The sequence below is a fragment of the Sphingobium sp. PNB genome (assembly GCF_019873065.1).
GTDB lineage: Bacteria > Pseudomonadota > Alphaproteobacteria > Sphingomonadales > Sphingomonadaceae > Sphingobium > Sphingobium fuliginis.
Genome location: NZ_JAINEZ010000128.1, coordinates 1 through 10,873 on the forward strand (window position 1 = coordinate 1; position 10,873 = coordinate 10,873).

12 protein-coding genes and 1 tRNA gene are annotated in these 10,873 nt (G+C 64.6%); 5 read left to right on the forward strand and 8 right to left on the reverse strand.

The window, feature by feature from the left end; genetic code table 11:
- Window positions 1–115 precede the first annotated feature (115 nt).
- Window positions 116–192, forward strand: a tRNA-Met gene (locus K7W03_RS25125).
- Window positions 193–383: 191 nt separating this feature from the next.
- Here K7W03_RS25125 and pgeF read toward each other — a convergent pair.
- Window positions 384–1,145, reverse strand: coding sequence for a peptidoglycan editing factor PgeF (gene pgeF, locus K7W03_RS25130; protein WP_222887618.1), 762 nt, complete (start codon window positions 1,143–1,145; stop codon window positions 384–386).
- A gap of 165 nt (window positions 1,146–1,310) precedes the next feature.
- Here pgeF and K7W03_RS25135 point away from each other — a divergent pair, with 165 nt between their 5' ends.
- Window positions 1,311–2,927 (forward strand): amino acid permease, encoded by a 1,617-nt coding sequence (locus tag K7W03_RS25135; protein ID WP_061934326.1) that lies wholly within the window; start codon window positions 1,311–1,313, stop codon window positions 2,925–2,927.
- A gap of 33 nt (window positions 2,928–2,960) precedes the next feature.
- Here the strand turns inward: K7W03_RS25135 and K7W03_RS25140 are convergent, their stop codons facing one another.
- On the reverse strand, window positions 2,961–4,235 hold the full coding sequence (locus K7W03_RS25140) for a multidrug effflux MFS transporter (RefSeq protein ID WP_048577862.1): 1,275 nt from the start codon (window positions 4,233–4,235) through the stop codon (window positions 2,961–2,963).
- 196 nt (window positions 4,236–4,431) lie between these two features.
- Between K7W03_RS25140 and K7W03_RS25145 the strand changes: the two genes are divergently transcribed.
- Window positions 4,432–4,728 (forward strand): SEL1-like repeat protein, encoded by a 297-nt coding sequence (locus K7W03_RS25145; RefSeq protein WP_044661147.1) that lies wholly within the window; start codon window positions 4,432–4,434, stop codon window positions 4,726–4,728.
- Window positions 4,729–4,917: 189 nt separating this feature from the next.
- On the opposite strand, the gene K7W03_RS25150 is transcribed toward K7W03_RS25145, so the two are convergent.
- From K7W03_RS25150 to K7W03_RS25170, 5 genes are read right to left on the reverse strand one after another with little or no spacing between them, the layout of a single operon-like run.
- Entirely contained in the window at window positions 4,918–6,063 is a 1,146-nt protein-coding gene (locus tag K7W03_RS25150; RefSeq protein ID WP_222887619.1) for a GNAT family N-acetyltransferase, read from the reverse strand.
- The gene (locus K7W03_RS25155) at window positions 6,056–6,781 is read right to left on the reverse strand and encodes a glycerophosphodiester phosphodiesterase family protein (protein WP_044661149.1); all 726 of its coding nucleotides are present in this window, start codon (window positions 6,779–6,781) and stop codon (window positions 6,056–6,058) included. The genes K7W03_RS25150 and K7W03_RS25155 overlap by 8 nt, the downstream gene beginning before the upstream one ends.
- Window positions 6,765–7,226: a RidA family protein gene (locus K7W03_RS25160; RefSeq protein ID WP_061934318.1), complete on the reverse strand. Its 462-nt coding sequence runs from the start codon at window positions 7,224–7,226 to the stop codon at window positions 6,765–6,767. Before K7W03_RS25160 ends, K7W03_RS25155 begins: the two co-directional genes overlap by 17 nt.
- Complete coding sequence (locus K7W03_RS25165) at window positions 7,223–7,879, reverse strand: HAD family hydrolase (RefSeq protein ID WP_193666695.1); 657 nt, start codon at window positions 7,877–7,879, stop codon at window positions 7,223–7,225. Before K7W03_RS25165 ends, K7W03_RS25160 begins: the two co-directional genes overlap by 4 nt.
- Window positions 7,876–8,172: a DUF3572 domain-containing protein gene (locus K7W03_RS25170; RefSeq protein ID WP_044661152.1), complete on the reverse strand. Its 297-nt coding sequence runs from the start codon at window positions 8,170–8,172 to the stop codon at window positions 7,876–7,878. The genes K7W03_RS25165 and K7W03_RS25170 overlap by 4 nt, the downstream gene beginning before the upstream one ends.
- A gap of 78 nt (window positions 8,173–8,250) precedes the next feature.
- Between K7W03_RS25170 and K7W03_RS25175 the strand changes: the two genes are divergently transcribed.
- Window positions 8,251–8,613 (forward strand): response regulator, encoded by a 363-nt coding sequence (locus K7W03_RS25175; protein ID WP_170825584.1) that lies wholly within the window; start codon window positions 8,251–8,253, stop codon window positions 8,611–8,613.
- A gap of 73 nt (window positions 8,614–8,686) precedes the next feature.
- Here K7W03_RS25175 and K7W03_RS28140 read toward each other — a convergent pair whose 3' ends face one another.
- The gene (locus tag K7W03_RS28140; RefSeq protein WP_255308956.1) at window positions 8,687–8,809 is read right to left on the reverse strand and encodes a hypothetical protein; all 123 of its coding nucleotides are present in this window, start codon (window positions 8,807–8,809) and stop codon (window positions 8,687–8,689) included.
- Window positions 8,810–8,811: 2 nt separating this feature from the next.
- Between K7W03_RS28140 and K7W03_RS25180 the strand changes: the two genes are divergently transcribed.
- Window positions 8,812–10,686, forward strand: a complete 1,875-nt coding sequence (locus K7W03_RS25180; protein WP_222887621.1) for a PhoX family protein — start codon at window positions 8,812–8,814, stop codon at window positions 10,684–10,686.
- Window positions 10,687–10,873 lie beyond the last annotated feature (187 nt).

Consider the following 10,873-nt stretch of genomic DNA (forward strand, 5'->3'; position numbering starts at 1 on the left):
GCCGATGGTACTGTGGCTCAAGCCCCGGAAGAGTAGGGCGTCGCCAGGCATTATAGCTCGCGCTTCACATTAACCCATTCGCAATAAATGCGGCCTCCGCAGCGATCTCTAGTGTCGCGGGATGGAGCAGCCCGGTAGCTCGTCAGGCTCATAACCTGAAGGTCGTAGGTTCAAATCCTACTCCCGCAACCAGAGGCCGCAATTCAAATACCATTTCATCAGCCATGAACATGTCCCATCGATCTTTCGGATCGGTGTTGGACTTTCATTGCGCTGATATGCGTGACTTGTTCTCCAAATAGCGTTCCGCCGCAAAATCGCACGGCAGGCGTGCGCGGAGGTTTGAATCCCGCCACGGTCCTTTGGGCGGCCGATTCCCGCTCCTAATCCTGCAACGCGATCATCGAAATCTGCCGGCCATAGTCGGCTTCTCCCCGATGGCAGGAACGGCGGTAGCTGTAAAAGCGGTCCGGCTGGCCATAGGTGTCCTCGTCCAGCAGTTCGATCTGGCCGATTCCCGCATCTGCCAGCCGCGCAGCTACATAGGCGGCGATGTCGAACTGGCAATGCCCCTCGCGCCCTGCTGAGAAGAAGCGATCATTTTCCGCATCCGCCGCCGCGAAGCGCTCTGCGAAATCCAGGGTTACTTCATAGGATGAGCGCCCGATGCAGGGCCCTATCGCGCAGGCGATCCGGTCGCGTGCGGCGCCCAGCGCCTCCATCGCCTCGATCGTACGATCCGTGACACCGCCCAAGGCACCCTTCCACCCTGCATGCGCCGCGCCAACGACTCCGGCGGAAGCATCGGCAAACAGCACTGGCACGCAATCGGCAGTGAGAATCCCCAATATCAAACCAGGCCGATCGGTCACCATCGCATCGGCTGCGGGCCGTTCGTCGGCTTCGATAGGCGCCGTGACCGTGACCACATCGGGCGAATGAACCTGGTGGACCGTCACTAGCGCTGCACCCGGCAACAGCGCGTCGCGGGCGAGATCCCGGTTTCGCAGAACCGCGTCCCGTTCATCCTCCGAACCCAGTCCGACGTTCAGGCCCGCATGAATTCCGGTCGAAACGCCACCGCGCCGCCCTGCGAAACCGTGCAGGACGTCGCCCAAACCCGCAGCCCGCAGCAACTCGACCACGCTTCACTCCTCAACATCGTCATGGGAACCGCTTTTGCACCATGTCCTGAATGCGCAACATACTTGCGCACGGCGGATTAGGCGATAGTCTCCGTTTCCATCACAAAAGGGGAGCGGCCGCAACGGTCGCCTGGGCAAAAGACTTCAAAGATAAAGGGCTCCACCATGATTTTCGGGCGCATAAAGCCATTGGATGCCATATTGGCCACGGCCGAGAAGAAATCTCTCGTCCGTACCCTGGGGCCGGTTCAACTGACGCTGTTGGGTGTCGGCGCGATTATCGGCACCGGTATTTTCGTTCTGACCGCCGCCGCCGCGCAGAAGGCTGGGCCGGGCATGATGTGGAGCTTCGTCATCGCGGGCGCCGTCTGCGCCTTCGCGGCGCTCTGCTATTCCGAGATCGCCTCGATGGTACCCGTATCAGGTTCCGCCTATACCTATACCTATGCGGTCGTCGGGGAATTGCTCGCCTGGATGGTGGGCTGGGCGCTGATCCTGGAATATGCGGTCGCGGCCAGCGCCGTTTCGGTGGGCTGGTCCGGCTATTTCATGGGATTGCTCAAAAGCATAACCGGACTTGAACTGCCACAGGCGCTTTCGGCGGGGCCCGTCTGGACGATGAACGGCCTCATCCCGCATGCCGATTTCTCCCATGGCGTCATCAACATTCCCGCCATCGTCGTTGCGCTCGCCGTCACCGCTCTGCTGGTGATCGGCACCACGGAAAGCGCTCGCGTCAACGCCGTGCTCGTCGCCATCAAGGTGACAGCGCTCACCGCCTTCATCCTCTTGACGCTGCCCGTGCTGGACACCGGCAATTTCTCGCCCTTTGCGCCCAATGGCTGGTTCGGCCCGGAAGGCACAAGCGGCATGGGCATCGTCGGCGCGGCCGCCTCGATCTTCTTCGCCTATGTCGGTTTCGACGCCGTCTCGACCGCGGCGGAGGAAACCAAGAACCCGCAGCGCAACGTGCCCATCGGCCTGATCGGCAGCCTTGCGCTGTGCACCATCTTCTATCTGCTGGTGGCTGGCGGCGCGATCGGCGCCATCGGCGCGCAGCCGGTGCTCGGCCCGGACGGCGCCGTCGTCGCGCCCGGATCGCAGGGTTTCGCCGCCGCCTGCGCCACCGCGGCCCATGCGAAGGACCTTGTCTGCTCCAACGAAGCGCTCGCCCATGTGCTGCGTGAGATCAACTGGACCGTGGTGGGCAATGCCCTGGGCCTTGCCGCCAATCTGGCGCTGCCCTCGGTCATCCTGATGATGATGTTCGGCCAGACCCGCATCTTCTTCGTGATGGCGCGCGACGGCCTGCTGCCCGAAAAGCTGGCCAGCATCCATCCCCGGTTCAAGACGCCCCATGTCGTCACCATGGTGACCGGCGTCTTCGTTGCCATCGGCGCCGCGCTGCTGCCCGTGGGTCAGCTCGCGGACATCTCCAATTCCGGCACGCTCTTCGCCTTCTTCATGGTGTCGATCGCCGTGCTGGTGTTGCGTGTGAAGGAACCGGGCCGCGCCCGTCCTTTCCGCACGCCGCTGGTGTGGGTGATCGCCCCGATGGCGGCCGTCGGCTGCATCTTCCTCTTCTTCAACCTGCCCTTCGATGCCCAGCTGGTCCTGCCGGTCTGGGGCGGCCTCGGCCTCGTGCTTTATTTCATCTATGGCTATCGCAAGAGCCATGTGGGACGCGGCCTGATCGAAACCCACGAACAGGATGCCGGCATTCCGCCTCAGCCCGTGCCGCCTTTGCCGGGCGCGCATACGCCCGGCGGCCGGGACGCCTGATCGACGAAGGGGGGCGGCCACACCGCCCCCTTTTCAGTGCAGCGGTTCGAATTCCGGATCGCGCAGCGCGCCATGATGGGGGCGCGTGAACAAATTGCCCCGTTCGGCCCAGGCGACGATCAGGAAGGAGATCGAGCCGAACACCGCTAGCCCCAGGGTCAAAGGCAATGTCGTTCCGTCGAAGGCGCGGCCGATCAGGCTGCCCAGCGCGCTCGACACGGCCGTGGTCAGGAACGCCTGGAAGGAGGAGGCGACGCCCGCGCCCCTTGCGAAGGGTTCCATAGAGATCGCGCTGAAATTCGATGCGGTGAAGGCAATGGTCATCATCGTCGCCGCCTGCAGGATCATGAAGCTGACGATGGTTTCATGCCCCGTCAGGATCACCGCCAGATGCGTGACATTGATCGCCACCAGGCAGAGCAGCGCCGTCTGGCTCAACCGCCGCGCACCGAAGCGCGAGACGAGCCGGCTGTTGAGCAGGCTGCCGATCCCCATGCTGCCGGCGATGGCAGCGAAGGCGAAGGGGAAGATCCTCTGCGCCCCGAATATGTCGAAGAAAATCTGCTGTATCGAGAGGATGAAGCCGATCAGGCCACTCATCACGACGCCGCTCGCCAGCATATAGCCGATCGAGGTGCGGGTGCGCAGGATGGTGCCGACCGTGCGGAAAATCGTGCCCGCGCTCATGCGCAGGCGATTTTCAGGCAGCAGCGTTTCCGGCAGGCGCATGCTCATCCACAGCAGGACGGCCGTCGCCAGGATCGCGAGCGCCCAGAAGATCCAGCGCCAGGGCGCGATCCACAATATCGCCTGGCCGAATGTCGGCGCCATGACCGGGATCAGCATGAAAACGGCGAAGATCAGCGACATCACCCGGGCCATCGCATCGCCCCTGAACCGGTCGCGGACGATGCCGACGGTGATCACCCGGCTGGCCCCCGCGAAGAAGCCGGCGCTGGCCCGGCCGACGAGCATCATGGCGAAGCTGTGCGCGCCCGCGCAGGCGATGGAGGCGAGGATGAACAGAGCCATCGCGCTGCCCAGCACCCGCTTTCGCCCATATCGGTCGGACAGCACGCCGAACAATAGCGATCCAACCCCCAATCCCATGAAATAGGCGCTGATGATCAACTGCCGGTCATTGGGGTGCGGGACCGAAAGATCCCGGCCGATGTCGGGCAAGGCGGGCAGCATGGGATCGATCGACAGCGCGTTCATCGCCATCAGGCAGGCGCAGAGCATCACGAACTCATGGAACGCTATGTCCTTTTTCGGCTGTGCTGCGGCGACGTCGCGTTGATCGGTCATGCCGGTGGCTATGGGGACAATCGCGCGGACGCGCCACCCCTTTAGTGCCTTCGCGGGGCATTGCCTTTGCCGCCCATGGCATCATCGCGGCTCCGATCTATGGTATCTGCCGCGTTAACCATTTTTTATCCGCTGCCGGTGCAGCCTGTCGCTCGTCGAAAACCATCGCGTCGAAATCCATGAGGGGGATTCGGTTATGGCTAATGGACTGAAGAGTGCGCAGTTTCTGATGGAAAGCCGCTTCGCGGGGGCAGCCGACCGAACGGCGGAGGCCTGTTTCGATCTGGGTGTCGCCTATAGCTGTGGCACGGGCGGTCTGCCCGTCGATCTGATCGAAGCGCATAAATGGTTCAATCTCGCTGCGCTCAAGGGCAGCGAGGAAGGGCAGACGATGCGCGCGGAAGTGGCCGGGGAAATGTCGGCGCGCGAAATCGCCGAAGCGCAGCGGCAGGCGCGTGCGCTGATCGCCGCGACGCAATTGCGGGCTGCCTAGGCATTTCCAGCAGAAGCATCGCCTGATCGCCCGGAAATGGCGACAAGGCAAAAGCCTGGGGCGGCCGCGCCGATGCAAACGGATCGGTGCGATGATCCCACCGGGAAATAACGGGGCTACTCTCCAGCCTTTGCAGGAGCACGGGGCGCCTTTGATCGGACCTGACCGTCTGCCCACAGCCCCTTTGCATCAGTCCGGCCGTGCCTCGCCCTTTCGAAAGGGTGTCCTTTCGGTCAGCCACATCCTGTCGCGCTGCACGCCCTGCCGCTCTGCCGCCAGGAAGTCGGCAACGGCGCGGCGGAAGCTGGCATTGGGTATGAAATGCGCGGAAAAGGTCGGCTCCGGCGCATAGCCGCGCGCCAGCTTGTGGCCGCCCTGTGCGCCAGCCTCCACCCGTTTCAGCCGGCGGGCGATGGCGACGTCGATCGCCTGATAATAGCATAGCTCGAAATGCAGATTGGGCACGTCCTCGGTACAGCCCCAATAGCGTCCATAGAGCGTATCCGCGCCGATCAGGTTGAGCGCGCCGGCGATCGGTTGCCCATGCCGCAGCGCCAGCACCAGCAGCACCCGGTCCGCCATGCTTTCCCCCAGCATGGAGAAGAAGGCGCGGGTCAGATAGGGGCGCCCCCATTTGCGCGCGCCGGTATCCTGGTAGAAGGTCCAGAATATGTCCCAATGCGCCTCCGTCAGCGCGGCGCCGGTCAGGTGGACGATCTCCAGCCCCTCGACCGCCCTTTCACGTTCCTTGCGGATATTCTTGCGCTTGGCGCTCGACAGGTCGGCCAGGAAGTCGCCGAAATCGCCATAGCCGCGATTGGTCCAGTGGAACTGGCTATCCTCCCGGATCAGCCAGCCTGCCGCCTCGAACAGCGGCACCTGCTCCGGCGCGATGAAGGTCGCATGGGCGGAGGACAGCTCATTCTGCTGCACCACCGCCTCGATCCCGGCGATCAGCGCCGGGGCGAGGGCTTCGTCGCGCAGCAGCAGCCGGGGGCCCGGCACCGGCGAAAAGGGCGCGGCGATCTGAATCTTCGGATAATATTGCCCGCCGGCCCGCTCCCAGGCATCGGCCCAGCCATGGTCGAACACATATTCGCCCTGGCTATGGGTCTTGCCATAGAGCGGCGCGGCGCCGGCGATCCGCCCATCGGGCCCGTCGATGACCAGCGGCAGGGGCTGCCAGCCGCTATTTCCGCCGACGCTGCCGGACCGTTCCAGCGCCGTCAGGAAATCCCAGCTCATGAAGGGATTGGCATCCCCCGCGCAGGCATCCCACTCGTCGCGCGGCAATTCGGCCACGCCCTGGGCAAGGCGCGCCACGCACTCAGTCATGCGACCGCTCGAAGATGATCTGGTCCGCGTGCAGCGCCGCGCGGGCACGCTGCTCCTCGCCACGCACCGTCCATGTCAGCACGGGCAGGCCCCTCCGGCGGGCGTCAACGGATAAGGAGGAAGGCAGGTCGCGAATGTCACAGGCGATAAAATCGGGTTTCGCCGCCCAAAGTGCAAGGGCGCGCCCGATTCTATCGCGCCAGCCGCGCTTGCCCTGCTCCGTGATCACCAGCCCGCGCGCGACCATGGGACGGTGACGCCGGAACCAGCGCATCGCCACGGGATTGAAGGACATGACGGCCGCCGGCGTCTTGGGCCGCCGCGCGAGATCGTCGGCAACCGCCACGCAGATCGGTTCGACATGCCGTCCGTCCACCTTGATCTCGATGAGCAGCGGAACGTCCGTCCCGCACAGGTCGAGCAGGGCGCGAAGGCGGGGAACGCCGCCACCGTCCGGCAGCATCAGCCGGTCTATCGCCCCGGCATCATGATCCTGCACAGCCCCATTCTCGCCCGTCATGCGGCGCAGCACGGCGTCGTGGAAGACAATCGCCACATTATCGCGGCTGAGGCGGACATCGCATTCGATGCCGAAACCGCCGGCGATGGCGGCCGCGAAAGCCGCCATGCCGTTCTCGCTGATCCGGCCCCCATGCAGCCCGCGATGGGCGAAGGGGCGGGCGATCAGGAAGGGGAAGGCGTCAGGCCGGGCGGACAAGGACGATCGCGTCGATCTCGACCACCGCGCCCAGCGGCAGCACCGGCACGCCCACCGCGCTGCGGGCATGCTTGCCCGCTTCCCCGAAGACCTCGACCATCAGTTCGGATGCGCCATTGGCGACCTTGGGCTGGTCGGTGAATTCGGGCGTGCTGCTGATGAAGGCGCCCAGCTTCACGATCCGTTCGACCCGGTCCAGGCTGCCGAGCGCCGCCTTCATCTGGGCGATCAGGTTGAGACCGCAGGCCCGCGCCGCCTTGACGCCATAGTCGAGGTCGCGGTCCTCGCCCAGCCGGCCCGTCATCAACTGGCCGTCGGACAGCGAGATCTGCCCGGAGATATGCAGCAGGCCGTTCGCTTCCACCGCCGCGACATAGGCGGCGACCGGCGCGGCGGCGGCGGGCAGGGTGATGCCCAATTCGGTCAGGCGGGCTTCGATGCTCATGCGGATGCTCCTTGAGTGGTCGGTAAGGTTTCGGGCGCCGGACCCTCGGCCAATCGGGCCGCGATCCAGGTTTCGGCGGCCGCCCAGTCGTCTATCCGGGCGTGGGCCCGCGGCGCGGCGGCTATCGTGCCGGCGATCTCCGGCTCACCCACCATGTGCAGGCGCCAGACGCCCGGCGCATGGTCCGCCACCGAGCCATGATGCTCGGCCAGGTCGTCGATGAACAGGGCGACGCTGGGCCGGCGCTCCGCGACGATGGCGGCCAGCGGCTGACCCTTGCCGCCCTGGTTCCAATAGACGGTGAAGGGGAGGCCATGGGTCGCGAGCTGCTCCTCCCTCTGCCGGTGATGCCGCTCCGTGATATTGGTGAGGACAACGATGTCCGCGATCCCGCTCAGGCGGCGCATCGCCTCCACCGCCCCGGCGATCGGCGTCTGGCGATGCATTTCCGTATCGAAGAAACCGATCAGCAATTCCCACACCAGCGCGCGCTCCAGCGGCTGGCCGCTGTCCTTGTGCCGCAGCGCCCCGCCAAAGCCGCGCTCACGCATGTCGAAATGGACATTGTGGTTCTCGTCCAGCCATTGCCGGAAGGGCACCACCATATGCAGCAGCACCTCGTCGCAGTCGGTGATGATCAGCGGGCGGGTCATGCGATCAGGGACTCCCTTGCGGCGATCAGCGCCTCCGGCCTGCTGTCGATGCTTTCGGCACAGGCGATCAGATCCGGTTCATGATCGGCCAGGAAGCCCAGCACCGCACTCAATATCGCCGGATCGCCCACGCCGTTCCTCAGCGTATCGGCGTCCAGCCCGGTCAGCGCCAGCAGCCGGTCGGCGCGGCGATCGTCCGCCAGTGTCCAGGCCAGCGCCATCAGGGCCAGAACGGATGGCTCCCGGGTCTCGTCTGGGATATGTTGCTTGCCATGGTTAATGTCGGGACGCATGATTGATCTCAACGAAGGGCGGGCCTAGGGGGACGCACTTCCATTATGTTTGCGGATTTCTCCAAACGCGGGTGACTGGTGGCAAAGCGCGTGCTCGTTGTCGAGGACAACGAACTCAATCTCAAACTTTTTTGTGACCTGCTGCGCGCGCACGGGCATGAGGTGCTGCCGCTGCGCGACGGGCGGGACCTGCTGGCGCAGGCGCGCGAATTCCATCCGGACCTGGTGATCACCGACATTCACCTGCCGCATATCAGCGGGCTCGACCTCATCATCTCGCTGAAGCGGGACGCGCAATTGTCGTCGGTGCCGATCATGGCGGTCACCGCCTATGCGGGCCATGGCGATGAGGAACGGATTCGCGGGGCAGGCGCGCAGGCCTATGTGTCCAAGCCGATTTCCGTGCTGCGCTTCATAGAGCAGGTGAACGCTCTGCTCTAGGGCGCGGGTTTGCCCGTTGCGGCCATGAAATCCTCCCTCTCCGCCGCCTGAAGCCGGGATTGTCACCGCCCGGTCATACGGCTTTCATCGATCCGTCTCCCTTTTGCAGCCATGTCGTCACGCGGCTCTGCCATGCCGCCGTCGCCAAGGGCGCGGCGTTCAGCCGACAGCCCGGATTGTACACAGGGGTATTCATCCATGTCTCATCTGACCGACGAGGCGCGCGCGGCTTTCCGCGATGCGCAGCCCAAGATCACTGCCGGCGAAGACAGCCTGGAATCGATCGTTGCCGCCAATCCGGCGCGCCGCACCGTGCTGAAGAACGGCCTGCTCGGCCTTTCCATGCTGCCGATGCTGGGTGCGCTCACGGCCTGCGGCGACGATGACGATTCCGGCTCGCCGACACCCACGCCCACGCCGGCGCCAGCCCCGGCGCCCAGCTACGCCATCAACTTCGCACCGGTCGCGATCAACGGCAACGACACGGTCACGGTTCCCGCCGGCTACACCGTCGATGTGCTGCTGAAAGCAGGCGACTCGGTCGAAACCGGCACCGCCTATGCCCCCGGCAGCTTCCCCGGCAGCGCGGCCCAGACCAATTTCTGGGCGGGCGGCAATCATGACGGCATGGAATTTTTCGAACTGTCGGGCGTCGACCCCAACAGCGGCGGCCTGCTGGCGATCAACCATGAACTGCCGGATTACAACATCCTCTTTTCCAGCGGCACCTATAATGCCGCCACCGCCACGGCCGACCAGAAGGCCATCGCCCTGTCGGCGGTGGGCGTTTCCGTCGTGGAGGTCGCCAAGGGCACGGACGGCAAGTTCGCGGTCAAGGCGGGCTCCCGTTTCAACAAGCGCTATAGCGGCAACACGGACTATCGCGTCGGCGGCCCCGCCGCGGGCCTGCTCTCCCCGACCATCCGCGGCACGCTCAACAACTGCTCTTCGGGCCGCACGCCCTGGGGCACCTATCTGACCTGCGAGGAGACGACCAACAACTATCTCGACCCGACGCAGCCCAACAACAATTATGGCTGGGTGGTAGAGATCGACCCCTATCAGGAGCTGGCCGCGCCGACCAAGCGCACCGCCATGGGCCGCTTCTCCCATGAGAATACCGCCTATATGGACGATGCCAACAACCGCGTCGCCTTCTATATGGGTGACGATTCGACGCCGGGATGCATCTACAAATTCGTGCCCGACCGCGCCTACAGCACCGGCAACCGCGCGTCGAACATCGACATGCTCGACTATGGCACGCTCTATGTGGCGCGCTTCAACGCGGATGGCACGGGTGAATGGCGGGCGCTGGTGCAGGGGCAGAATGGCCTGCTCGCCAATGCCTCCGACCCGGGCAATGTCAGCCAGTCGACCACCCCGCCGACCCCCACGACGGTCAGCTTCAACAGTACGGCCGATGTGCTCATCAACGCCCAGTCGGCGGCGCGCGTCGCCGGCGGCACGCTGATGGACCGGCCGGAATGGATCACGGTTGCGCCGAACCGCCAGGCGATCTTCGTCACGCTCACCAACAATAGCGGCCGCCGCGTCACCGATAACCCCAATCCGCGCACGACCAACCTGCACGGTCATATCCTGAAGTTCCGCGAAAATGGCGATTCGCCGCTGGCGACCCGCTTCACCTGGGAAGTCTTCCTGCTGGCGGGCAATCCCAATCTGGCCGAAGCGAATCTGAAGGGAAACATCAGCGGCGATTATTTCTCCAGCCCCGATGGCCTTCGCATCGATCCGCAGGGCCGCCTGTGGGTCCAGACCGATCACAATCTCACCGGCAATGCGGGCACGCTGAACGGTGCGGCGGTCAACATGACCCAGGCCTTCGGCAACAATTCGATGTACCATGTCGACCAGACGAGCAAGGCATCCAAGCGCTTCCTGGTCGGTCCCGTGGGTTGCGAGATCACCGGCATCGCCTATACGCCGGACCTCAAGAGCTTCTTCATCAACATCCAGCATCCGACCGGCAACTGGCCGGTATCGGGGCAGCAGCCACGCTCCTCGACCATCGTGGTGCGCCGTACGGATGGCCAGCCGGTCGGTAATTGATCGATCCGGCTTGGCGGATTTTGGCTAATCCAAGACATTCCCCTCCCGTAAACGGTAGGGGTTAGGGGTGGGTGCGAGCGCAGCGAGCTTCTGACTTAGCCGTTGCAAAACAGCGCAGATGCCGCGCCAGCCCACCCCCTAACCCCCTCCCGCAGGCGGGAGGGGGAATGTCCTGATTCCACCCAAC